This window comes from Hallella seregens ATCC 51272, assembly GCF_000518545.1.
GTDB classification, from domain to species: domain Bacteria; phylum Bacteroidota; class Bacteroidia; order Bacteroidales; family Bacteroidaceae; genus Prevotella; species Prevotella seregens.
The window spans coordinates 1-25,684 of the sequence record NZ_JADU01000034.1; the positions used below are offsets into that span (position 1 = coordinate 1).

Genomic DNA, 25,684 nt, shown 5'->3' on the forward strand with positions numbered 1-25,684 from the left:
GATAAGGAGAGTTGTACAGGATATCTGGAAGCTCACACCTGTGTCCAATACGCTGACCTACACTACGTATCAACTTAGTTACAACACCCTGCAATATTACTCTCCTATTCGAAGGACAGGAAGGTTTTATACAATCACCGAGGAGCAACTCAAGAGTTTATAAAAACATTATACCCATTATTTTGATGAAATGATGAATAGATTATATAAAGCTTTCAGTACAAGTCGTTTACGTTCTCATCTTTTATTCATCGTGGATATTCTGCTGATGAAAAAAGAAAAGGATGATATTCTTCTTTTCGTCAGCAATTCTATTTTGAAGAATAGTATGATGAGGGCATGATGAGTTCTCAACTATTTGATAACCATATAGATAAAATCAAATTCATCAAATCATCAAATTTTTCATCACTTTAACTTCCATATAATTATGAATATTGACCAAATAAAAAAGATAAAGTTGCAGGAATTTCTTGCAACAATAGACTGCAAACCCGTAAAACAGTATGGTGTGAACCTCATGTACCTATCACCACTTAGAACGGAGAAGCACGCATCGTTTAAGGTAAATACCGAACTTAATCTATGGTACGATTTCGGTATTGGCAGAGGTGGTAACATCATTGACCTTGCAGAATTGCTCTACAACTCTTCGGATGTGTCGTATCTCATTCGTCAGATAGAGCGTAATGCACCAAGCGGTGTATCGGTAAGTCTACCTAAAGCTAAGCCGAATACACCGCAGAACTCCTTTGAAAATCTTCAGGTACTTTCCATAGCCCATCCTGCGCTTATCAAATATCTTGGGGAAAGATGTATAGACATTGAAATAGCAAGAACTGTATGTAAGGAACTGCACTTTGATACAAGGGGCAAACATTACTTTGGTATTGGCTTTCCAAATATTGCAGGTGGCTACGAAATACGTAACCCGTTTTTCAAAGGAGGTATCACGCCAAAAGACATCAGTCTATTTCATAATGAGGAATCAAAGCAATCGTGTTTTGTCTTTGAGGGGTTCATAGACTTTCTTTCATTTATGATGCTCCAAAGAAAAGAGAATGACGGACTAAAACGACAAGATTATTTGGTACTCAACTCTGTCTCAAATATCCATAAGGCATTAGAACCATTATCACATTATGAGAATGTTCAATGTTTTTTGGACAATGATGAAGCAGGAAGAAATGCCTATCTGCGATTATCGAAGGAATTTGGGAATTTAGTTACAGATGCTTCAACTTTATACAGTGGTTTCAAGGACTTAAACGAGTATCTTTGTGCTGAATCCAAGCATTCTGAGAAAACAGAAAATAAGAAAATCAGAGGGATTAATCTATGATTGAAGGATTTGCTTTGCATAATCTATTTTTCGGGGGAGCAAGTTTATGTTTTGGGCATACCAAAACCACTTGCTCCACCTCCTGACAGTCGTTGCAGAGGATTATCCCGATGGTCTCCATCAAATCAAATAAAATAAAAGAAACAAGTATGATAAAAACAGAATATAAAAAAGGTGGTCGCCCAACCAAGGGCGCAGCCGAAAAGAAGAAATACCGTATCACGGTAAAACTGAATACGCAGGATTATTATACGCTCAAAGGCAAAGCCAAGAGCGCAGGAATATCCATGAGTGAGTTTGTAAGAAAACTTCTATATAATGGAAATATAATTGAACGCCTTACGGTTGAGCAGGCAGATTTCATTCGCAAGCTGTGTGGAATGGCAAACAACCTCAACCAGTTAGCACATCGTGCCAATGCGGAAGGGTTCCATACCGTTACTCCTTTTCACAAAATCATTATTGGCAAGATTGACGAAATTCTAAATCTAATACGAAGATGATTGCAAAGATAGTGAAAGGTTCGGACTTCAGGGGTGTCATCAATTACATCCTTGACCCGAAGAAAGGGACGGAGCTAATAGACAGTACTGGAGTAAGAACAGACAGTATTAGCCATATTGTCCAAAGTTTCATCGACCAAGCAGAACTAAATCCACGAATGGGTAAGGTTGTTGGCCATATCTCCCTGAGTTTCTCCGCACAGGACACGCCCAAACTCAGCAATGAATGGATGGCGCAGATAGCTCGTGAATATATGGATAAGATGGGGATAAAAGACACGCAATATATCATCGGTCGCCACTTCGACAAGGAACATCCGCACATTCATATTGCTTTCAATCGGATAGATAACAACGGCAAGACCATCTCTGACCGTAACGACAGATTCAGAAGTGAGAAGATTTGCAAAGAACTGACTGCCAAATACAGTTTATACTTCGCTACAGGTAAAGAGCAAGTCAAGGAATATCGTTTGAAAGAACCCGACAAGACCAAGAATGAAATCTATCAGTCATTGAAAGCAGAAATAGCTCGGTGCAGGGATTGGACAACTCTCCTTAGTCATTTGGAAAAGCAGGATATTGGTGTCCGTTTTAAGTACAAAGGCAACTCACAGGAAGTTCAAGGTATTATCTTTGAAAAGAATGGCTATCGTTTCAATGGTTCTAAGGTGGACAGGAGTTTCAGTTATTCCAAGATAGACTTTGCCTTGCAACAGAATAACAGGGAACACGAACAGCAGACACAAGGAATGATAAATCTCATATCCAATGTTGCAAGTGTTACGAGCGAAATTACCAACGACCTCATCGAAGGAGGATTGGGATTGTTCCAAACTCATGGTACTGTTCCTGCGGAAGTTTACAACACTCTTGACAAAAAGAAGAAAAAGAAAAAACGTAAAATACATTTATAACTATGGCTGACAATAATACATTTGTCCTCTTTGAGGAAATTAAAAATAAGCTGGAGACAATTTACAGGGAGCTAAAGGAGTTGAAAGAAAAGGAGAATGGTTCTGTTTCCCTCCCTGTTCAATCTACACTAGCACAAAGTGATGAGCAACAGGAATTGCTCAATCAGTATGAACAGCGAACAAAAGAAGTGATTAACAAGTATATTGGTGTGCAAGTGCGCATCAAGGACGAGGAGGCTAAATCCATGGACAAATTGGTGTCAAGCGTCTTGACCATGTTGCACGAGTGGCAGGAGAATAAAGAGCATCCAATACCGCAGGAACATATTCACAGGCACAGCTTTGATATCAAATCGTCAAGAGTCTTTACTACTGTGGTGGCTGTGTCTATCATCTGTTTTATTTCTTTGGTCGGTAACTACTTCTTGTGGCAAAGCAAACAGCAAAACAAAGATGATGCCTTGAAATTTCGTATCATTAGAGTATGGAGAGGTTGTAGCCCTAAGGAAATCCTATGGCTTAACGATGTATTTGACATTCATCGTAATGAAAAGATTATCAAACTAATCAAGGAAAAAGCAGATGATTACGACATGGAATTGAAGCAAAAGGCGGATAGTCTGATGCAAAGAAAATTGAAGTAACTCTATACGGAATAAGCCCAACCAAACGTGGGGTGCTTGGTTGGGCTTGTGCGCTGCATCTTAGTCTATGATTTCCCAAAAGCCACCATTATCTGGTCCAACACGGCGGAGGTACTTATTACGCATATATTCGATGTTACGCATGATGGAGGTGAAACTAATTCCTACAGCAGCAAGTTCCATCTTGGTAATATAATGATTTTCAGCTATTAATTGTAAGATGGAAATACGATTTAATGTTAATTTATCACCATTTTCTAATGCCTTGGCTACCCACTTTCACCACTATAACCTTTCGTTTATCAGTTATCTTGGATTGCTTATCAGTCACCCTATCAGATACCTTTGATTGGTTATCAGTAACTTTTTCAGATACTCTTAAGTAGTAAATTCTCCCTTCTTTACTTATTGCATATCAGTGGAGAGATATAATGGCTAATTCTTCCGATACGCCCCATTATGAGAATGTGCCGTTTGAGGTGCCAGAAAACTGGGAGTGGACTACATTAGGAGAAATTGGAACATGGCAATCTGGGGCGACTCCCAGTCGTTTGAGAAAGGATTATTATGGTGGCAACATCCCATGGCTAAAGACGGGTGACTTAAACGATGGATTGATTACGGATATACCTGAATTTATAACTCAAAAGGCATTAGATGAGACTTCTGTTAAGTTAAATCCCATAGGTAGTATTCTTATAGCTATGTATGGAGCTACGATAGGAAAGATTGGTATACTTACATTCCCTGCAACAACAAATCAGGCTTGCTGTGCCTGTAGTGACTATAAGATAGAGCAAATGTATTTATTCTATTTCTTACTTGCAAATAAAAAGGTATTTATAGCTATGGGAGGTGGTGGCGCACAACCTAATATATCAAAGGAGAAAATTGCAGTCACCTTTATGCCTCTCCCACCACTTACCGAACAGCAACGTATCGTTGTAGAAATTGAACGCTGGTTCAAACTCATTGATGCCATTGACCAGAGCAAAGCGGACTTACAAACCACTATCACGCAGACGAAAAGTAAAATCCTCGACCTTGCCATTCACGGCAAACTCGTACCACAAGACCCGAATGATGAGCCTGCATCGGAATTGCTCAAGCGCATCAATCCCAAGGCTGAAATTACTTGTGATAACGAGCATTATCCGAAGTTGCCTAAGGGATGGAGCATTACTTCTATGCAGGAAGTGTGTGGTTTGTTTGATGGAGAAAGGCAAGAAGATAGGTTGCTGACCAGCTTAGACGCAAAGTTTTTAAGAGGGTTTTCTGATGGGAAAGTTATAAAAGCTGGCAGATATGTTCCAGCCAACACATATATGATATTAGTTGATGGAGAGAACTCGGGAGAAGTGTTCCAAACTTCAACTGAGGGCTATCAAGGTAGTACTTTCAAGCAGCTAAATATCAATGAAAATATGAATGAAAAGTTTGTCTTAGACATCATCAATTTGCATAGAAAGTCTTTGAGAGAGAATAAAGTAGGCTCTGCTATTCCACACTTGAACAAAAAACTGTTTAAGGCGATCCCTGTGCCGATACCGCCTTATGCAGAACAAGAAAGAATTATTGATGCAATAAATGCTGCGTATGCATTGCTTACTGTAATTGAGGAGAACTTATAAACTCTCCTCAATTACATCTAAAACCTCAAAGAGTAGACGCACTTTCCCTATAATCCGCTTCTGTTCTTCTTGTGGAGGAATAGGTATTTCCAACTTTGAATATTCTGAAATCCAATATCGTTTATGCGTGTCACCGACAAGTCTTGTTATGCTCATAAACAATGATACATATTCCACTTCGACGCCATAATGCACTTGTAATATTTTCATTGCAGACGATTTAACCTTAAAAGGGAAATCCACCAATCGAGAGTCAGTTGTAAAATCGTCGAAGATAATACAAGGTAGTCTGTTATAGATTCCTTCCGTCTCTTTCGTATGCCCAATAATAAATAATTTCCCTGCCGTTAGAACAGGAATAGGATAAGCATCACTATATGCAGTTGATTGTACAATATATGCTGTTGGCTGTTCATATTTTACAACGTCTCCAAGCCTGTATATGCTCCATCCCTTAGGCAACTTCGGATAATGCTCGATATGCTTTATTATATTGTTACTTTATTCATTATAAATCAATGTAATATGGTAACAACATTTCAGAAACATCTTGCCAAGACCAACTTGGCACCAAACACCATCACATCGTATGTGTGGACAGTGAACTACTTCTTTGAACATTACAAGGAAGTGAATAAAAAGAACCTTTTAGCATACAAAGGATTCCTTGTTGAGAATTTTAAGCCTCAGACTGTTAATTTACGTTTGCAGGCAATCAATAAATTTTTGGAATACTCAAAGCAGGAGAAACTAAAAGTGAAGTTTGTTAAGGTACAGCAAAAGAACTTCTTGGAAAATGTGATAAGTGATGCCGACTACAAGTTCTTGAAGACCAAACTAAAGGCTGATGGCTTTGATGAGTGGTTCTTCACGATATGGTTTATGGCAGCAACGGGCGCACGTGTCAGTGAATTGTTACAAATTAAAGCAGAGCATGTACAAGTAGGGTATCTCGATCTTTATAGTAAAGGTGGCAAAATAAGGCGTTTGTATATTCCTAAGAATTTACGGACAGAAGCAAATAAGTGGATTAAAGAAAGGGGATTAAGTTCGGGGTATATATTCCTCAATCGCTTTGGCAATCGAATTACAACACGTGGTATTGCCCAACAGCTTAAACATTTTGCTGAAAAGTATGGCATCAATCGTGATGTGGTTTATCCACATTCTTTCCGCCACCGCTTTGCAAAGAATTTCCTCGACCGTTTCAATGACCTTGCGCTATTAGCCGACCTTATGGGGCATGAAAGCATAGAGACCACTCGCATCTATCTACGCAGGACAACGAATGAGCAACAGAAGATAGTGGATAAAGTTGTAAACTGGTAATTGTTTTGCAAGCGTAGCCCAATAAGGCTATGCTTGCAAAGCTTGTTCAACAGTATCAATAATTGAAAATAGCACCTCTATCTTTTGCACAATGCGCTTTTGTTCGGCGATGGGAGGAAGAGGAACAAATAAAGAGTTAATGACTTTGCCGCTTATATTAGGCTGCGCTCCCCCATATGCTAATTCTAAAATTTTATTTTTTTGAGAAAAGAGGAAATAATTTCTATACTTGTCAAAAAGCAAATTAGAATCCACAATCTTAATATTACCAACGCGCTGATTTAAATAAGCAACATATTTTTGATTATATATGCCCATTTTCCCAGTTGTTGCACCAGACATTGCTATCAGTAAATCCCCACTATGAACGATATATTTTTCTTCATATCCTTCATTTATAAAGACACAAGAAGATAGTGAAATTTCATTGTCTTTGATGTTTGATATTCTAATCAATGGTATTCCTTTTGCTTTATATTGGTCGCTACTGAATGCAAAGCCATTCTCAAGCATACAAACATCTCCAAGATTACATAAACACCAATTATAGGGTAACTTCCTACTATGCTCGTTATCACAAGTAATTTCAGCCTTGGGATTGATGCGCTTGAGCAGTTCCGATGCTGGCTCGTCATTAGTGTCTTGTGGCACGAGCTTGCCGTGAATGGCAAGGTCAAGTATCTTGCTCTTTGTCTGCTTGATGGCTATTTGTAAGTCCGACTTTCCTTGCTCAACCGTATCAATTAAAGTAAACCATCGTTCAATTTCAGCTACAATGCGTTGTTGTTCTGCAAAAGGGGGGAGGGGAATGTAGAAATTCTTTAGAATATCGAAAGGTGGAATATTCTTGATGGCAGTCCCCTTACTCTCTTTTGCTGCTTCACTTTTAAGCATGAAATCAAAGTAGAGTAAATAAAAATCAGAAATGGACTTATCAAAAAGTCTAATGAGCATAAGAGCTTGGTTAATAATACCCTCCCTCAGATTTAGTGGTAATACATAGGTTTCTCCTATTGTCCCTGCACAACTGACAATTATGTCTTCTGATTGAACAGTAAAACCCTTGAGTTCTTCATACTTGTCTTTGTCAATAAAATAGTGCCCTAACGTAGCATCTTTGCTTATGGCATTTTTTTGTTCATAAACTTTATAAGCATCTGGTGAGTCCGGTACGAACATGGATTTCGTGAGACTGCTACCAAATGGCCCCTTCTTATAAAAAGCCAAGTCGTCTAATTTGCACCACTCCCACCCCTCGGGTACTTCAAACGGCACGTCCTGCGGATAATGGGGCGTATCGGTAGTTTTAGCAGACTTTCGACTACGTTTTATTTTCCCTTCTGAGATTAAGCGTTCTTTTTCTGCACGGATGCGCTCAAGCAAAACAGATGCAGGCTCATCGTTTGGGTCTTGAGGTACAAGTTTGCCATGAATAGCAAGGTCTAATATCTTTTGTCTTAACTTCTTTGTGTCCATTATCTACCAAATTAATCATTTGTATTGTTTTGCTCTTCCAGAAAAAGGTTGCAATATTCATTGAGTTGTTCTTGCATACGCTCTTGCGGAATAAGAATACGTTTGTATTCTGTTATCAAAGTTGGGCTCATACTGCGACTCATAGCGTATTCTACCACCATTTTATCAACATCAGAACATAATAGAATACCAATAGAAGGGTTTTCGTTGCTTCGCTTTACATCACGATCAAGGGCTTCGAGATAAAATTCCAACTGCCCGAGATCACGAGGATGAAACTTTGTCTTTTTCAGTTCTACCGCAACAAGTGCTTGTAACCCACGATGGAAGAACAATAAGTCGGCTTTGAAAGTTGATGCACCCACATTGAGGTTATACTCTTGTTCCATAAAGATAAAATCTTTACCCAACTCAAGAATAAATTGCTTCATGTGTTCTATCAATCCTTTCTTGAGCTTTGCTTCACTATGTTTTTGAGGTAACCCAAGGAAATCAACAAACAAAGTGTCCTTAAATACAACAGGAGCATTAGGATAATTCTGTAATAAGCCTTTCGACATATTCTTTTTATCGCCTAACAATGTTGTGTAGGTCTGGTTGGTAATGCTACGCTGAAGCTCTCTTTTTACCAAATGTTCTTTATGAGCATACAAAATATAGAATAGTCGTTCTTCGCTGCTTTTACAACGACATAATATCTCTATATGGTTTGTTAATGTGGTCAGTGTAAGCAACTTTGGGAATTGTCCAATTCTTGGCTGGATAACTTGCATAGGAAGAGTGTCAATTCCTGGATAATCTTGTATCAAAGGCTTATCATTAGTTTGTGCAATTTTTGGCTGCACAAATTCTTTAGATAGGTATTGTGATGCTATAGATAAGAAGTTTTCGGAAGAATACTCTTCGTAGAACTGCACCATATTATATACACTTCTTCTGCTATATCCTTTCAACTTTGGTTGTTTGGTACGGATATATTCAGAAAGTTGAGTAACAACTTTGCTACCCCATTCTTCTGTTTTTAACTTATTGGAAACATAACCACCCACATTCCAAGCCATAAGCAGTGTTTCTTCATTCACTGCCCTTGAAGCACGACCCTGATGCTGCAAAATGATGTTGATTACCTCATCAAACTGCTGCTCTTGACTCAATATCACATTACTATCCATTCCGTTTACTCTTTAATTCCATCCATTAACTTCTGCAATTCAGCTACTGCCTTACTGATGTTACTGGCTTGAGTTGTGATATTTGTCATTAACTCATCTAATGTAAATTGTTCTTCCTCTCCACCTGCCTTAATCCATGTGATATCAAGACTTGTTTTGTCGCGAGCTATAATGTCCTCTATCGCATATTTGCGCCATCTACCATCACGAGCTGTATCTTTATTATAGGTTTCGACACGAGGATTAGCAGTATAGCAGGCTACAAAATCATCAAGATGATGACGCTGCAACTTATTAGTTGCCAATGTATGCTTTACATCCGTGCGATAATCATAGAACCAAATATCCTTTGTTGGTTGCCCCTTTACAAAAAACAACACATTGGCTTTAACGCCTTGCGCATAGAAAATACCAGTGGGCAAACGCAAGATGGTGTGCAGGTTGAAGTCGCTCAATAGCTTCTTACGGATAGTTTCGCCTGCACCGCCCTCAAACAGAACATTATCAGGAAGTACTACGGCTGCCCGCCCACCAGCTTTCAGCATCAGCATTATGTGTTGCAAGAAATTAAGCTGGTTATTTTTAGTTTCTACATAAAAATCGGGACGATTGATATCCACTGAGCCTGCAGGACGAGTTCCAAATGGAGGATTGGCAAGAATTACATGTACCAAGGTGTCAGGCTCTTTCTCCAAACTATCTTCGCACGCAATAGGACTACGGTCGGTACCAATGCCATGTAAATACAGGTTCATTGAAGCCAAGGTAACAACTAACGGAGTGTTGTCGACACCATGCAATGCCTTGTTATTCAAGAAGTCACGTTTGTCCTTATCTTGTGATTGTTGTTTCATACAATCGTATGCGGCCAGCAGGAATCCGCCTGTACCACAAGCTGGGTCACACACCGTTTCGCCAATCTTAGGTTGCACACAATCAACGATTGCTTGAATAAGAGGACGAGGAGTGAAATATTGTCCTGCACCACTCTTTTTATCTTGACCGTTCTTTTCCAAGATACCCTCGTAAATAGCACCTTTCACGTCGCCATCCATTACGAGCCACTGCTCTTCGTCTATCATTGAAATAACCTTCTTAAGATAAACAGGTTTATCAATCTTGTTCTGTGCCTTTGTGAAAATAGTACTGATAAGATTGTCTTGCTCACTGAGTATTTTCAGCGTCTTCTCGTATTGCTCTATCAAGTCTAAGCCATCAAGCTCTATCAGATTACTCCAGCGATAGCCTTCAGGGATAGAAGATGTTTCCTCAAACAATTCCTCATTCTCCGCATCCATTTTGAGAAAGAGGAGATAGGTAAGTTGAGTAACATAGTCGGTGTATCCAATACCCTGTCCTGATAGCGTGGTCGCTAAATTCCAAACCTTTTTGGTAAGTGCTTGCTCTGTTGATATATTTGTTGCCATTTGTTAAGCTATTTTTCTGTAAATGATAAATTGTGATAATGAAGACAAAGCTTCATTTGCTATATTTTTTCCACCAAAGGCACGGATAAGTTGTGCCGCCTGTGTCTTGTCATTGTCTTTAATCTCTGTAATTGTACAATAACCATTCGATGCAATGTAGCTAAATACTTGTTGCATCACTCCAATCTGCTCTTCTGTAAGAGGTCGTTGATTTTGTCCACACCACAGATTAAAACGTTGGTTGGCAGATGGATACAAGCTTTCGAGCCTTCCTATCTGGTGAAAAGCATAACGCACTAACTGGATAATGTTTGTAAGAGCTTCTTTTTCCTCTTTTGTAGAACTATGTTTTACCATTGGGGGATTGATTATGGCATAAGAGTTCCAAAGTAATGAAGTATTAAACTTACTATTTGCAAATTTCAATTTATTCTCCAAATCTTTTAGTATCGCATAAGTAAGAGGCTCGCCTTGATTATTGTAGATGATGCGCAATGCTTCTATTTCATCCTTATGCTCCTCACAATAGGCTTCAAAAGCCGAAGTGGTCGCCTGCGCTTCTTCCTGTGAAAAGCCTTTTGAAATAAGCATATCTTCTCCGGGCATCAAGGTCTCAATAAAACCTGCATTAAGTATCAATAAAAACTCACGTGCATCTGGCTCATTCGCAATGTTGTGCACCAAAGCCTTGCGGATCGTATTTGACTCATTCACATTGACGTATTCTGGTAAGGATCCTTGCTCAAGCGCATCAAAGATATTGGATGCAATATCCATCATACTTATATGTGCAAGACTGATAAACTTCTCACGGTCCTTTTCTTCACATTTATGACTGATACGAGATAAGCGACTTGCTAATAAACGCAGATAATCATCACTTACGTTACCATGCGTTATTTTCTCCAAAAGTTCTTTCAAGGAGATTAGTTTGGTGGTTGCACTGTCTGAGGGAGAAGTAATAGACTTTTCATGCTCTGTAACACCTACGGCATCTACTAAAAAGAAACAATCCTTACTGTAAGCATTGGGCGTTACATTTCGTAGTTGCTCGTCTCCTATGGTACGCACACCTCGTCCTTTCATCTGAATATATAACGGTTCTGATGCCACATCACGCATAAACATTACCACTTCAAGGGGTTTAATGTCTGTACCTGTTGCCACCAATGTGCAAGTTACGGCGATGCGGAAATCCTTATCGTTGCGGAACTGTCGTATCAGCTCATTGCTATCACCTGCCGAATAAGTGATTTTTTGTACGAAACAATTATCATTGTGTCCAAACACTTCTTTTGCTATTTGCACGATATTAGTTGCATGATTTTCATTGAGTGCAAAGATAAGTGTCTTGGGCAGATAGTCCATATTAGGTTCTCGCTGCGGGTCGGTAAACAACTCGGTATATACGGCATCACGGTAGGTCTCCAATATCAACTTAATCTGTGCAGGATTGATGATGCTGCGGTTAAGTTCCTCACGAGTATAATTTTTTGTTTCTTGGTTGTTAATAGTCTGAACTTGCCCCGTATAGCATGTTTCTCTCTTTACTTTATCACCTTCGAGAATAGCACCGCCGTTCTCTGTTGCCTGCGTTTTGATACGATAAACACGACAATCAACATTTACGCCATCAACGATAGACTTCTCCAACGTATAGTTTACGATGATATTGCCATTGAAGAAAGCCTTCGTCTCAGGAATAGGTGTTGCTGTTAATCCTATCAACTTTGCTTTTGAGAAATAATTGAGGACTTTCTGCCAATTACCATAAATAGAACGGTGGCACTCATCAATAATTATCATATCAAAGAAATCTGAAAGAAGATTAGGATTCTCTGGGAGCATTATTTCCTTATCTTCAATTTCTTCATCGTCCTCATCATTATCGGTAATTTCGTCACCCTTTAACAATGAGAAAAGTCGTTGTATAGTGGATATTACCACATTGCTATCTGTTAGTACACTTGAAGACTTCAAGCGATTAACCGTAAAAATAGTATTGAATGGATCGCCATTCTCTGTCAAACGGAATGTACCAAATTCAGTTTCAGCCTGCTTACCCAAATTATTCCTATCCACCAAAAACAAGATGCGCTTCATTGGCGTGAAAGCTAACATGCGATAGGCTGCCAAACAAGCAGTATAAGTCTTCCCGGCACCCGTTGCTAAAACCATCAAAGCACGATTTTCACCATTACGAAACGATTGCTCTAATTGAGTGATTGCCTCATATTGGCACGCACGCAATCCTTTGGGGCTCAATGTGGGCAAGCCAACATAATCATCTTCCAAGCTTAATAACTTTTTAACCTCTTTGGGAGTATGGATTTTCTTACAATACTCAAATTCAGAATTACTCTTTCGAGTATCATAAAACATCAAGTCTCTACTATTAGCAACATAGGCAAGGGGTAAAGGTATATTAGGAAACCATGCTTGGCACCACTTAGGACAACTACGTGTATATAAGCGAGCTTGTTCTTGCACAATATCAGAATTTATATCTGTTTCAATGCGCTTAGCTTCCAATACCCCAACTGCTTTTCCATTGAGAAACAATAAATAATCAGCTTCCCTATTGCCAACCATCAATCCTTCCTTGATAGCCACAGCCGTCATATTTGGAGCATACTTATCTCTATCAACGACTTTCCAGCCTGCTTCTTCAAACATTCTGTCTATGATAACTCGCGCTTTTTCTTCTGGTTTCATATCTTCTATGATTCTTATAAGTGCATATTATCGGAAGTTAAAGAAATGATTTTCTCAAATAAATCAATCATCTAAATAACATATTTCAAGATAAAGGCAAGACTTCTTCGTCTCCAATCCGAATTAAATCACCAAGCACTATATACATTATTATTACACATTGATTAGCTTCTTGTTCCGTCACTTTATTATGTACACCCTTGTTAGAGAGCTCATTTACTTTCTCTATTCTTTTCACCAAATCTTCAACACTTTGGTTTAGCAATTCTGTATGAGTATGCTTACCTGCTTTTTCAAATAACACAAATGATATTCTATTTAGGTATTTGTCCTCTGTTAAAACTCTCCGTTTGCCATCGGAACAGGTAACAGGGTCTGCTTGGGGAGGGCAAATCGCATTTGCATAAAGCATCAATACTTTTCTTATATCAAGTAATGCCTCCTCATAATCAATAGGCGTCCCCTTTATCATATGAGAATCTATCGCTTTAATATAATCATTAAAATTAGTGTCTATGTTTTCCAACTTATTTACGACCCATTCTTTATTATTTTCAAAGTATCTTGATAAGGTATTACCCTGCATTAATTGCATTTCCGTTTCTATGAGATAGTCTATTACTCTGTCTCTAATCCTTTTTACTATATTCTGAAATTGCTCATACTGAAGATTAAGGAACATTCGATTCGCAGCATTATTCTGCTCCGTATAATATACATCCAAAGTATGCATACCTTTGGTATTAACCAAGGATTTTCTGTGGTTTTCGATTGTCTGGATCCTATCTTCTATATCATAAATACTATATGGGAAGACTTGGTCGCTTTTCTTTATATCCCCTGTTGGATTTAGTTCGTTAATACTCCTTTCTTCTAACCATTTCATTAAATACTTTTTCCCATATAATTCATAGTCTTCTTTAACGAACTTAGCCTTCATTGTGTCATCAATTCTTCGAAATGTCCCTTGTGGATTACCCTGCAATTCTTGTAATATCCACCATAGATTTATAAAATCTTTGCGGTGGGTAGCTATGCGTTGAGCTTGTTTAAGCAAATTGCTAGTTAGATAATTCTGCGTATTCGCATTTGATAATGCACATTGAACCAGTTCTAATAAATATCCTTCAGTCATAAGATTCCCTTATATTATTCTGTCCACAACAAATCATCAACCCTCACGCCCAATATCTTTGCCAACTGAATGAACATTTCAACATTTGGCTGGGCAACATTCGTTACCCACTTCGATATAACAGCAGGGTCTTTATCCAAAATCTTTGCCAGTTGTTTATTGGTCATTCCTTTCTCGGCGAGAACCACCTTTAAACGGTTTATTTTCTTGCGCTCCATACTTATGTAACTTGATTACGCCATAAAATTACTCATTATTTCTCAGAATATATCTCTTTTGAGTAAAAAGATGGTTGTTTCTAATCAAAAAAATGTTTTTCAATTCATTTTTCATCTTAAATTTTCAATTCTGGCAAACTATTGATTGCTTCCGACTTTAATTTATCCACGGCACGAGTATATTTCTCCGTGTGCTTCAATCCGCTATGCCCCAATAGGCTGGCAACGGTCTTGATGTTGGCTCCGTTGTTGAGGATGTTCACGGCAAAGCTATGGCGAGCGCAATGCCAACTGATGTGTTTGTTGATTCCTGCACGTTTTACCCATCGTTTCACAGATTTACAGCAGCTCTCATACGAGGGAAGATTGAATATAGAAGAATCCAAATCGTCTGGAGCTTCGCCTATCAATGATAGCAATCCATCGTTCAGAGGAATAACTACACCACTATGCGCCGAATGTCCTTTTGTCTTATTCTGCTCAAACTTCAATAGGCGATTGGTGTAATCTATATTTTTATAAGTCAAGTCTTTCACATCGCAGAAGCGCAGACCACAATACAGACAAAGGATAAAGGCTCGCCTGACATTGGGATTTTCATTATCATAATGGCATTGAATCAGTGATTGAATCTCATCCATTGACAACACATCTTTGCGTAAAATCTGCTCATCCACCTTGCACACTACTCCCTTACAAGGGTCTTTCAACATCACTTCGTGATCGATGGCATAACGAACAACTTTCTTGAAACGCTGATAGATACTCTTTGCTCCTTCGCCGACACTTCTCGATTGTAGGTATTCAACAAATTGTTCCATCATATCCTTGGTTATTAAGTCGGGCTTAATGCTAAACTCATAAACTGGATATTGCTCTTTCAGAAAATCCTTAAAACGATTCAAGGCTATCTTTATCATTCGTAGGTCTTTCTTCGTATAACTGTCTATGTACGCCTGATAATAGTCTAAGAAGTTGACATTTCTGTCTTTCTTCAGGCGATAACCAAGCATACTCTCCTTAAACTGTTGTTCACGCTCAGCACGGATTTTGGTAGCCAGTTCAAGCGTTTCCTTGTTTTGTTGTCGCTCCACAGGGGTGCGAGGCTTGGCTATCAAGTATAACTGCAAGTTCTCTTTTCTTCTGTTATGCTTGATGTGTACTTTGGGTTTGCCTGCCATCTTTCCTGTTTCATACAAAACTGTATTGCCGTTTTCGTCCAACACAGGTTTTTCTTCTCTACCGAGATAATATTCCAGATAAAGACTTATCCGACCATCAGAAAGCGTATTTTGCTCCAATTTCGGGTTCTCCTTTGCTTTATTTTCTAATTTTGCCATAGTTGATAGTTATGTACCTAAATGTGTATCAAACCGAGTAAAATCATTAACTTGTTTATTTTCAGATGTTTTCTTATTTTGCAAAGATACTAAAAAGTTCCGAACATCAAAGTGTACTAAAAGTGTACTATCTAACAAAAAATAGGCAAAAAAGGCCAAAATAACTAAATATAAGAAAATTGCAAATAGCTGATTATCAATATAATATATTCTTTTGGTTTCTCTTGTTTTCACGACATTGTACCGGGTCTGGGTACAAGGTAAAAAGCTAAGTAATTGATTACTCAATACTTAGCTTTTTCTTATTTTATAAATGTTCCCAAATTGTTCCCATGCGTCCTTTTCTGAAAGCTTACAATTTCAAAATTGACTTTATAATAGGAACAAAATCTAATAATGCTTCTGATTTAATTATATAGCCTAAGTTATTAGGTATGTGAGAAATTGACAAGGCCTTTTCTTGAACATCTGGAATGGTAACAATTTTAATATCTCCAGAAACTGTAAGTTGGGGACCTGCATATAATATACCTAACAACATAAGTCGTCCCTTCCCCCAATTCAAATTTCCTTTTTTATCAGTATAACCTCCTTTATTGAATAAAATAATAGGAGAACCACTTGAGCCAGGAAAGCAAGCTGCATCTATAACGAATTCTCTTTTCCCATTATGATTTAACTTGACGTCTGTTGCCGTAATACCACGTCTAACTATAGGCATATTATTTATAGCATCCCATAATCCATTGGGATAACCTATCATCAAGATATCTTCAGCTATATCAACATCTTGTAACTGTTGAAAGGTAGGAATTATAGTATTATCAAAAGCCCGATAGAAAAATCTTTTCCCAAATCCTTCTTGAAAAGATTGAATAATAGGATTCACCGGCATAACACAAAGGTCTATCTCGGAATCAGGATGAAAAAACCATTTCTTTTCAAAGTTCTTTTCTATGTTTATGGGAACATGTTTCGTATAAATAGGATTACCACTCTCATCACACTCACTCATGATAAACTTCCCTTGGGTCATACCTTTTACGACATGCTCATTAGTTACGAGTAAGGGCACTATGGTCTTATCATCTATGGATAGATTGAAAAAGAAACCTGTACCAGAGTATGAAATACCTTCATTGGAAGTCGTTTCAATACGAACAGTACTAAAGCACAGTTGTTCAATTATAGATAAATCCATATTATCTCTATTTTTTATATATGCTTGTTAAATTAAAATCAAAATCTTGAAGCTTAAGAGCACTGTCTATGACGAAATCTATACAAAACCTACAGTCAACATTTCTTGGCTGCATTCTTTGTTCATACAAGTCTTTTCCAATAGCATTAGCATTGTATTCACAACCATCTTTTTTATGCCAAACTTGAATATAAGGAGTTATAGCTTCGAAAAAGACATATTTTCTATAATCTATTCCCAGTGCCGTAATTTTAAGTACATTGCGAAGTTTATTAGTTGTTTTCGTTACATCTTCGAACCATCTTGAATCTCTGTTATGGTTACCAACAAGAGAACTATAATTATTAGAAATTTCGTTCCCGATATTTAAAATGTTATTGAAACTATATCGCGACGATTTATTCGCTTCATACGAACGTAGCAATTCCCCAAAAGCAATTTTACAATTTTCCAAACATTCATAGATTTCTCCCGATTGGTATTTCTGTTCTGCTATATCAATGTAATCTTTAACACTTTTAAAAGATATCAAAGAAGATATGGAAATTTCCTTAAATTCCATACCAAATTGTTTAGATGTATTCTCCTCTAAGAACTGCGTTATTGTTAATCGGCTAAGCTCTATGTCTGATTTAGACGGAAATTGTCCCTTGTGTTTTATACTCACTCTGCGATCTTTTAGTGCATTCATAGAATTTTGAAGGGTTAATTCTGGAATATGAGTCCAGTAGTCCATAAAAGACCATTTTTGAGCCTTAAGATTCTTGTTTTCTGCAATAAGCAATAAAAATATTTCAGCACAATCATGGAAGGACAAAATAGAAAAGCCAGCAACAGTTTCAACCTGCATAGATTGCTGAACAGCAATAGTATATAGGTACTTCACGATTGCCAATCGACGAATGATTATTTCTTTATCTAACATTTTTATGAAATTTTTCTTAGACAATATTTAGCATTTCTTTGTATATAAAATCATAGCTTTTTAAAATGACCTACTTTTTTGATATAGATATTCTATCATTTACTGCACTGATAAGGATATTATATAGGTTTTCGAGCAGTTTTTCGTCTAAGCCAAAACACCTTAATATAGTTGCATCAAAATTGCGCCTATCAGTACGAGTTACTTCTTCCATAACAGAATTAATAGTTCGATTCTTTATTGGTCGAAATGCCGAAATTATTTCATTAACTTCTTTCTTGCTCAATAAGTTCGGATTTAGCATCTTGAGTTGCTTGAGGAAGTCTGCGTTTAAATCTAAAGCACCCAAATTTCGTGAAGTACCTCTCATTTCGAGTATCAGAAATGTAATAACAGAGTTGAGTAGGGCTGCTATCAGCTCTACATTATAACCATCCTGTACCTGCATTGCTATCAAACGTTGATCAATAACAAATGGCTCTTTAGCAAAAGTAAAGAAGAAACGCTCATACGGGTTTATTGCAGTGATAATATGTGCCCTTTTTGGATTCAGAGAATACCAATAAGGGTGGTGTCCTGCACATGCCTCTGATATTGTTTGGCTACCATTCTTATTAGGTGCGTTCACAAATTTATCAATCCATGATTTTGTCCCTTTGTCTATTGCATTTTCCTCATCTTGGCAGACGAATGTCCTAAACTTATAATTATCATCAAATTCTATCTGTTGAAGCTCTGATGATGATTTCACATACGGAACCAAATACTTTTCGTCAATATGTGATGACTTTATATCCCTATCTTTAATGACGAACATAGGATTCCAACCTGTCCGCTCTCCTCTAAACACTTTTACGATGTTTGGATAATATTGGGTTAAACAACTTTCAAAGCTGGCAAATAGATTGGTGGAAAGGAAAAACTGTCCCCAATTAGTCTTGTTTTCAAGACTATCTAACAAACATTCCTTAGATACCAAGCAGACAGATAAACTTCCATCTTTACGCTTATACAGGTCAGCAAAGAAGTTGTCCTTCTCCCATAGCCCATTATGAGAATCACAGCAATTATCTATATCACTATAAAAATCTTCAATCTGCTGTATTTGTTCGTCCTTAGATTCTGCAACAAACAACTCGCTCAACTTACCATTGAGTGTGATAAACTTTGTTGGTTCACTACTTTGCGTCTTATCTAAAACGAAATAAATAGTGGACACTTGCGAATCCTTAAACCAATGTTCTGCATTGCTCTTTACAACATATCGTATATGAAAGTTGTCTAATAAGAACTTCTTAAATTGGAACCCATATTCTTTCCCTAACCACGCATTAGATGTTATTGCTGACAAGCAACCATCAGGTTTGAGAAATCTATCAGCGTTATAAATACAGTATGTAAAATAATCAGAACGTTCATTGATTTTGAAAGTATCATCTTTCAAAAAAGCTTGTTGCTCACTCTGAAATTGCTGTCTAAAGAAAGCTGACAGCTTCTCATTGGGAATATCCTCCTGTTGTATAAACGGGAAATTGCTTGCTATACCATCAAAAGTTGGTATAGGGACATCAATATGTTCATTATGGTCGTGCAAATCTGGAAAGACGACCTTTTCTCCAACTTCCAAATTAAAAAAGTCATTACGCATAACACGCGGAAAGTTGTCTGTAGCCACTACATCTTGCTTATATAAGTTGATAACAGATAAAATTGCAGGGAAATGAGATACATCATTACCCCATATCTGCTTTAGTAGCTCCCCATGTTCCTTTGTACCTAAAGCTCGTAAAATATCATAAAATGAGCTTAGAAAAGTACCAGCTCCGCAAGTTGGGTCGAACAATACGTCCTTATTAGTCTTAACAACAGGGAAAGCCACAAGGTTCGCCAATACTTCATTAGTAAAATATTGTCCAAACTTCTGCTTTTCATCATCAGGCACAAGGCTTTCCAATATATGCCCAATGACTTCTGTTGGTAACACTTTGAAATCAAAAGCGGTCAGCACCTCCAATAGAGAATAAATTGCTTTATCGGTCAAATTAGAATATTCTATACTATCGGTGAAATACGGTCTAAAGATAGCTTGATAATCTATCTTCTTAGCTCTATCAAAATAGCCATTCAATAAATCTTTAGCCGACTTACTGTCATCAAGAGTAATTGGCTCCAATTCTCCACTTAAATTCTCGCAAAGAGTCAAATAGAAAATAATCTTACCTATCAAGTTGTAAAAAGTAAATTTTGCCAACACCTGTTCTGGTATGACATATTCCTTCTTCCTCGAAGATGATTCTAATATCTTCAAAGTGGAACTTTCATAAATTTTCCATTTGTTAAATTCCTCTCTAAACGAACGATTACTACCCTTCTCCAGAATTATCGCCTCTTGGAATTGTGGAATAATGATAGTAGATGCTTCCCGTACAGCAGAAATGATATTTTTAGAAATATCAAGCGCAGGTTTCAAAGATCCATTACGGTACAAAGAATCTAAATCATGCAGGATTTCCTCTGTACGCTCTTTCAATAATGGTTCATGCTGTGCAAATTTTACAGGATCAGCTAAATCCTCACGACTGTTGATAGTTGAAACCTTTGGATAGACTTTTAACTTTGATAGGCTATCAAGTGTATATTCTTCATCGTCTATATGCCAAATGATAGCTTCTGCACCGTTCCATGTAACAAAGGAATCTGAGTGTAGCTTATGCGCCTTTTCCAGTGCATTCTCCAACATAACGGTATCGTCAACGGTAGTATCTGGAAACTTCAATTCCCATCCATTGAATATTACACCAGAAGTTTTATCAACGAAAAGAAGAATATCAGGGAATTTAGTTCTTCCCGATTTCATCTTTACTCCTGTATCATTAGTTGCGTCTTGAAAAACAGTAGTCTTTCTGTCAATAGCTGATTTTATCCAACTAATAAGTTGACCAGCCCAATCTCGTTCGTTTCTCTTTATATCAAGTTTTGCCATAATTTACTTAGCAGCTGAAGTATATACTTTGTTGTCAAAAAAACCTCGTATGACAGGTTCCATTTTATCATTGTGCTGCTTAGCAGTAACTTCTGCAAGGCGATCTGCACATACTTGTATATAATCTATTGCTTCGACCTTATGTAGCATTACATTCTGATTTTTCTCGATTCCTATATACTTTCTATGCTCCATAGCAGCAGCAACTAAGAAACTACCACTGCCACAAGCATTATCAAGAATAATATCGCCAGGGTTAGAGAATGTTCTTATTAAGTATCGCCCAAGCTCAATAGGCTTTTGAGTTGGATGATATACAGGTCCCTCTGACTCTGCCGTTTTCACATACAAAAAGTCTTCTATTGGCAATTCATTATCATCCATAAGCAAAACGTCATTTGGATAGCGCATGCCATTACTTTGAACATGACGTGGCTTGAAATCTCCATAACTCCCTGTATATTGATTTTTGCGTATACCCTTATCATAACTCTCTCCCTTTGTCATTTGGGGATTATATGTAGGTTGTTGTTTATAAAACACACAAATATCCTCGTGCTTTCTCAAAGGCTGCTTCTTAGCATTTAAGAAATTCGTTGATTTTGATTTTATCCAAACTATTTTATATTTAAACCAATCCTCATTGCTTAAAATAAGTTTTGCAGTAAAAAGACCTTGTGCTGTCAGAACAATAGCACCATTATCTTTTATTATACGCATATACTGTTGCCAGAGCTTCTTTAAGTCAATGACAGAATCCCACTTATTTTGTGTTGTACCGTAAGGCAAATCGCACAAAATCATATCAACAGATTTGTCTGGAATATTAGGCATAACTTTCAGACAGTCGTCTTCAAAAACCTTATTAATAAAATCTTGAATGTTATTTTCCATATTCGCGTATATTTTCTGCAACCATATTAATTACTCCGTCAGCACAATCTTCTTCTGCTAAAACATCATAGACTTTATCTGCCAGCCATAATTGCAAAAGTTCCTTTTCGTTTGCGCCAAGTAACTTTGCCAATAAAATGACATGCTCTCTTTTGGCTTTTCTTTCCCCTCTTTCAATACGGCTATACATAGGAGTATCTATCTCCAATGCAGAAGCCAACTGCCTTTGAAGTAACTGTTTCCCCTCTCTTAGTTCTTTTAATTTATTAGCAAACAACATATTTGTCAATAATCAATTTGTCTTTATTTGGCAAATGTAATATTTCTATTTGAAACAAACAAATTTTTCAAAGACTTTTTGAAACATCCTGCGTTATTTAAATTAAGATAGAGTGAAGTGCATCCACTCTATCTTGACAAATTTCATTTTATCTTATCCTGCATCAGACTATCGGCCTTTGATTTTAGTTGCAAGTCGTATCCGGTTACTTTTTCCTTGATTAGCTTGATAATCTTTTCTTTGCGATGAACGTCAAACACATCGTTGAGCCATAGGATTTCCTTAGAACTACAACCTCGCCACACTCTGATGATACGGAATTTCAAGGCGTCATCTTTGTATTGCAGTTTGCTTTGCCACAAGAAGTAATTGCCGACCAAAGAAACAAGACAGAGGACAGACACTGCCACCATAGCTGTAAAGACTTTCGATGACTTGATGTCAAAACTGTGTCTATGGATGTGTTTCTGCGGTTGTGGATGCTCTTTCTGTTCTTGCCACTCGTGCAACATGGTCAAGACACTTGCCACCAATTTGTCAATGGACTTAGCTTTCTCGTCTTTGATGCGCACTTGCACATCAATATACTTGTTAATTACATCTTTTGTCCGTTGCTCATACTGATTGAGCAAATCCTGTTCCTGCTGTTCGTCACCTTGTGCTGGTGTAGATGGAGTAGTGAGAGAAATAGAACTTCTTCCCTTTTCTTTCAGCTCCTTTAGTTCCCTGTAAATTGTCTCCAGCTTGTTTTTGATTTCCTCAAAGAGAACAAATGTATTATTGTCAGCCATAATTATAAATGTATTTTACGTTTTTTCTTTTTCTTCTTTTTCTTCTTTTTATCAAGTGTATTATAAACCTCCGCAGGGACAGTGCCATGACTCTGGAACAATCCCAATCCTCCTTCTATAAGGTCGTTGGCTATTTGGCTCGTAACATTTGCAACATTAGATATAAGATTCATCGTTCCTTGCATCTGCTGACCGTGTTCCCTATCATTCTGTTGCAGGGCAAAGTCAATCTTGGAATAACAGAAACTCCTGTCCACCTTAGAGCCATTGAAACGATAGCCGTTCTTTTCAAAGATAATACCTTGAACTTCCTGTGAGTTGCCTTTGTACTTGAAACGGACACCAATATCCTGCTTTCCCAAATGACTAAGGAGAGTTGTCCAATCCCTGCACCGAGCAATTTCTGCTTTCAATGCCTGATAGATGTCATATTTGGTCTTATCGGGTTCTTTCAAGCGGTGTTCCTTGACATTCTCCTTGCCACCAGCAAAGTACAAACCATATTTAATTGTCAGTTCCTTGCAAATCTTCTCACTCCTGAATCGGTCGTTACGGTCAGAAATAGTCTTGCCGTTATTGTTTATCCGATTGAATGCAATATGCACATGTGGGTGCTCCTTATCGAAATGGCGACCGATAATGTACTGCGTATCTTTTATCCCCATCTTCTCCATATATTCACGAGCAACTTTCGCCATCCACTCATTGCTGAGTTTTAGGGAGTCCTGTGCGGAGAAACTCAGGGAGATATGGCCAACAACCTTACCCACTCGTGGATTCAGTTCCGTTTGGTCGATGAAGCTCTGAACAATATGATTGATACCATCCGTTCTCACTCCAGAACTATCTATAAGATCCGTTTCTTTCTTCGGGTCAAGGATGTAATTGACGATACCCTTGAACCCCGAACCTTTCATTATCTTGGCTATCATCTTCGTATCAGATTTAATATTTCATCTATCTTGCCAATGACGATTTTATGGAAAGGGACAACGGCATGAAAACCTTCTGCATTGGCGCGATGCGCCAACTGATTGAGATTGTTTGCCATTCCGCACAGTTTACGAATGAAGTCTGCCTGCTCAACCGTAAGGCGTTCAATGATATTTCCATTATAAAGAAGTTTTCTTACAAACTCACTCATAGATATTCCTGCGCTCTTGGCTTTACCTTTAAGCGTATAATAATCCTGCGTATTCAGTTTTACCGTGATACAGTATTTCTTCTTTTCGGCTGCGCCTTTGGTTGGGCGACCGCCTTTGTTGTATTCTGATTTAGTCATACTTGTTTCTTTAATTTGATTTGATGGAGACCAACGGGATAATCCTCTGCACCGAGTGGAAGGAGGTGGAGCAAGTGGTTTTGGTATGCTCAAAACATAAACTTGCTCCCCGAAAAATAGATTATGCGAAGCATATCCCATTGTTATGGCCTTATTCCTTTGGATTTTTTGATTACAGCCTTCTGTGAATGTTTGACTTCAGCACATAAATAGTCGTTTAGATCCTTGAAATCACTATACAAAGAAGATGAATCTAAGACTGAACTACCCAATTCCTTCGATAATCTCAGGTAGGCATTTCTTCCTGCTTCGTCATTATCCAAAAAGCATTGAACATTCTCATAGTGTGATAATGGCTTTAATGCCTTGTGGGCATTTGACACAGAGTTGAGTACCAGATAATCTTGTCGTTTTAGTCCGTCATTCTCCTTTCTTCGGAGCATCATAAATGAAAGGAAGTCCATGAAACCCTCGAAGACAAAACACGATTGCTTTGATTCTTCATTATGAAATAGGCTGATGTCTTTTGGAGTGATACCCCCTTTGAAAAACGGATTACGTATTTCGTAGCCACCTGCAATATTTGGAAAGCCAATACCAAAGTAATGTTTGCCCCTTGTATCAAAGTGCAGTTCTTTACATACAGTTCTTGCTATTTCAATGCCAATACATCTTTCTTCAAGATAATTGATAAGAGCAGGATGGGTGATGGAAAGTACCTGAAGATTTTCAAAGGAGTTCTGCGGTGCATTCGGCTTGACTGTAGGCAGACTGACCGATACACAGCCTAGCGCATTACGCTCTATCTGATGAATGAGATACGACACATCTGAAGAGTTGTAGAGCAACTCTGCCAAGTCTATGATGTTTCCACCCTTGCCAATACCGAAGTCGTACCATAAATTAAGTTCGGTGTTTATCTTAAACGATGCGTGTTTCTCCGTTCTAAGTGGTGAGAGATACATGAGATTGACACCATACTGTTTGACGGGCTTACAGCCCATTGTTGCAAGAAAGTCCTGCAACTTTATCTGTTTAATTTGGTCTATATTCATAATTATATAGAAGTTAAAGTGATGATTAATTTGATGATTTGATGAATTTGATTTTATCTATATGGTTATCAGATAGTTGAAAACTCATCATGCCCTCATCATACTATTCTTCAAAATGGAATCGCTGACGAAAAGAAGAATATCATCCTTTTCTTTTTTCATCAGCAGAATATCCACGATGAATAAAAGATGAGAACGTAAACGACTTGTACTGAAAGCTTTATATAACCTATTCATCATTTCATCAAAATAATGGGTATAATGTTGTTTATAAACTCTTGAGTTGCTCCTTGGTGATTGTATAAAACCTTCCAGTCCTTCGAATAGGAGAGTAATACTGCAGAGTGTTGTAACTAAGTTGATACGTAGTGTAGGTCAGCGTATTGGACACAGGTGTGAGCTTCCAGATATCCTGTACAACTCT

Annotated in this window: 23 protein-coding genes and 2 pseudogenes; 7 read left to right on the forward strand and 18 right to left on the reverse strand. The window is 37.8% G+C overall.

Annotated elements, in window-relative coordinates; all coding sequences use genetic code 11:
* The 6 genes and pseudogenes from L888_RS14920 to L888_RS0109980 form a co-directional block, all read left to right on the forward strand.
* A pseudogene (locus L888_RS14920) lies at window positions 1-163 on the forward strand (helicase); the annotation flags it as partial.
* A gap of 267 nt (window positions 164-430) precedes the next feature.
* Window positions 431-1,342, forward strand: a complete 912-nt coding sequence (locus L888_RS0109960) for a toprim domain-containing protein (protein ID WP_027952786.1) — start codon at window positions 431-433, stop codon at window positions 1,340-1,342.
* Between the two features lie 149 nt (window positions 1,343-1,491).
* The gene (locus L888_RS0109965; RefSeq protein ID WP_018362322.1) at window positions 1,492-1,845 is read left to right on the forward strand and encodes a plasmid mobilization protein; all 354 of its coding nucleotides are present in this window, start codon (window positions 1,492-1,494) and stop codon (window positions 1,843-1,845) included.
* The gene (locus tag L888_RS0109970) at window positions 1,842-2,762 is read left to right on the forward strand and encodes a relaxase/mobilization nuclease domain-containing protein (protein ID WP_027952787.1); all 921 of its coding nucleotides are present in this window, start codon (window positions 1,842-1,844) and stop codon (window positions 2,760-2,762) included. Before L888_RS0109965 ends, L888_RS0109970 begins: the two co-directional genes overlap by 4 nt.
* A gap of 2 nt (window positions 2,763-2,764) precedes the next feature.
* Window positions 2,765-3,406, forward strand: a complete 642-nt coding sequence (locus tag L888_RS0109975) for a hypothetical protein (RefSeq protein ID WP_018362324.1) — start codon at window positions 2,765-2,767, stop codon at window positions 3,404-3,406.
* A gap of 431 nt (window positions 3,407-3,837) precedes the next feature.
* A complete protein-coding gene (locus tag L888_RS0109980; RefSeq protein WP_027952788.1) occupies window positions 3,838-5,037 on the forward strand; it encodes a restriction endonuclease subunit S in 1,200 nt (399 codons plus the stop codon).
* On the opposite strand, the gene L888_RS14155 is transcribed toward L888_RS0109980, so the two are convergent.
* Window positions 5,032-5,499 (reverse strand): restriction endonuclease subunit S, encoded by a 468-nt coding sequence (locus tag L888_RS14155; RefSeq protein ID WP_018362328.1) that lies wholly within the window; start codon window positions 5,497-5,499, stop codon window positions 5,032-5,034. The genes L888_RS0109980 and L888_RS14155 overlap by 6 nt on opposite strands.
* A 63-nt stretch (window positions 5,500-5,562) precedes the next feature.
* Here L888_RS14155 and L888_RS0109990 point away from each other — a divergent pair, with 63 nt between their 5' ends.
* Entirely contained in the window at window positions 5,563-6,366 is an 804-nt protein-coding gene (locus L888_RS0109990) for a tyrosine-type recombinase/integrase (RefSeq protein WP_027952789.1), read from the forward strand.
* A gap of 27 nt (window positions 6,367-6,393) precedes the next feature.
* Here L888_RS0109990 and L888_RS13595 read toward each other — a convergent pair whose 3' ends face one another.
* The 17 genes and pseudogenes from L888_RS13595 to L888_RS14925 form a co-directional block, all read right to left on the reverse strand.
* A complete protein-coding gene (locus L888_RS13595) occupies window positions 6,394-7,842 on the reverse strand; it encodes a restriction endonuclease subunit S (RefSeq protein ID WP_027952790.1) in 1,449 nt (482 codons plus the stop codon).
* An 11-nt stretch (window positions 7,843-7,853) separates the two neighbouring features.
* The gene (locus L888_RS0110000; protein ID WP_018362330.1) at window positions 7,854-9,014 is read right to left on the reverse strand and encodes a PDDEXK nuclease domain-containing protein; all 1,161 of its coding nucleotides are present in this window, start codon (window positions 9,012-9,014) and stop codon (window positions 7,854-7,856) included.
* 5 nt (window positions 9,015-9,019) lie between these two features.
* Window positions 9,020-10,441, reverse strand: a complete 1,422-nt coding sequence (locus tag L888_RS0110005; protein WP_027952791.1) for a type I restriction-modification system subunit M — start codon at window positions 10,439-10,441, stop codon at window positions 9,020-9,022.
* A gap of 3 nt (window positions 10,442-10,444) precedes the next feature.
* Window positions 10,445-13,156 (reverse strand): type I restriction endonuclease subunit R, encoded by a 2,712-nt coding sequence (locus tag L888_RS0110010; RefSeq protein WP_027952792.1) that lies wholly within the window; start codon window positions 13,154-13,156, stop codon window positions 10,445-10,447.
* Between the two features lie 85 nt (window positions 13,157-13,241).
* Entirely contained in the window at window positions 13,242-14,291 is a 1,050-nt protein-coding gene (locus L888_RS0110015) for a hypothetical protein (RefSeq protein WP_100189562.1), read from the reverse strand.
* 14 nt (window positions 14,292-14,305) lie between these two features.
* Window positions 14,306-14,509 (reverse strand): helix-turn-helix transcriptional regulator, encoded by a 204-nt coding sequence (locus L888_RS0110020; RefSeq protein ID WP_018362334.1) that lies wholly within the window; start codon window positions 14,507-14,509, stop codon window positions 14,306-14,308.
* A gap of 116 nt (window positions 14,510-14,625) precedes the next feature.
* Complete coding sequence (locus tag L888_RS0110025; RefSeq protein WP_018362335.1) at window positions 14,626-15,849, reverse strand: site-specific integrase; 1,224 nt, start codon at window positions 15,847-15,849, stop codon at window positions 14,626-14,628.
* A 352-nt stretch (window positions 15,850-16,201) separates the two neighbouring features.
* Window positions 16,202-17,050: a S1 family peptidase gene (locus tag L888_RS0110030; RefSeq protein WP_027952794.1), complete on the reverse strand. Its 849-nt coding sequence runs from the start codon at window positions 17,048-17,050 to the stop codon at window positions 16,202-16,204.
* A 7-nt stretch (window positions 17,051-17,057) separates the two neighbouring features.
* Window positions 17,058-17,975: a hypothetical protein gene (locus L888_RS0110035; protein WP_044249115.1), complete on the reverse strand. Its 918-nt coding sequence runs from the start codon at window positions 17,973-17,975 to the stop codon at window positions 17,058-17,060.
* A 70-nt stretch (window positions 17,976-18,045) separates the two neighbouring features.
* Entirely contained in the window at window positions 18,046-20,958 is a 2,913-nt protein-coding gene (locus L888_RS0110040; RefSeq protein ID WP_027952796.1) for an N-6 DNA methylase, read from the reverse strand.
* Window positions 20,959-20,961: 3 nt separating this feature from the next.
* Window positions 20,962-21,852 carry a DNA-methyltransferase gene (locus L888_RS0110045; protein WP_027952797.1) on the reverse strand — a complete coding sequence of 297 codons (891 nt, stop codon included), beginning with the start codon at window positions 21,850-21,852 and terminating at the stop codon, window positions 20,962-20,964.
* The gene (locus L888_RS0110050; protein ID WP_023924947.1) at window positions 21,842-22,132 is read right to left on the reverse strand and encodes a helix-turn-helix domain-containing protein; all 291 of its coding nucleotides are present in this window, start codon (window positions 22,130-22,132) and stop codon (window positions 21,842-21,844) included. Before L888_RS0110050 ends, L888_RS0110045 begins: the two co-directional genes overlap by 11 nt.
* A 143-nt stretch (window positions 22,133-22,275) precedes the next feature.
* Window positions 22,276-22,923, reverse strand: a complete 648-nt coding sequence (locus L888_RS0110055; protein ID WP_027952798.1) for a hypothetical protein — start codon at window positions 22,921-22,923, stop codon at window positions 22,276-22,278.
* A gap of 2 nt (window positions 22,924-22,925) precedes the next feature.
* Entirely contained in the window at window positions 22,926-23,855 is a 930-nt protein-coding gene (locus L888_RS0110060; RefSeq protein ID WP_027952799.1) for a relaxase/mobilization nuclease domain-containing protein, read from the reverse strand.
* The gene (locus L888_RS13600) at window positions 23,852-24,205 is read right to left on the reverse strand and encodes a plasmid mobilization protein (protein WP_044249117.1); all 354 of its coding nucleotides are present in this window, start codon (window positions 24,203-24,205) and stop codon (window positions 23,852-23,854) included. The genes L888_RS0110060 and L888_RS13600 overlap by 4 nt, the downstream gene beginning before the upstream one ends.
* 143 nt (window positions 24,206-24,348) lie before the next feature.
* On the reverse strand, window positions 24,349-25,260 hold the full coding sequence (locus L888_RS0110070) for a toprim domain-containing protein (protein WP_027952801.1): 912 nt from the start codon (window positions 25,258-25,260) through the stop codon (window positions 24,349-24,351).
* Between the two features lie 268 nt (window positions 25,261-25,528).
* Window positions 25,529-25,684, reverse strand: a pseudogene (locus L888_RS14925) (helicase); the annotation flags it as partial.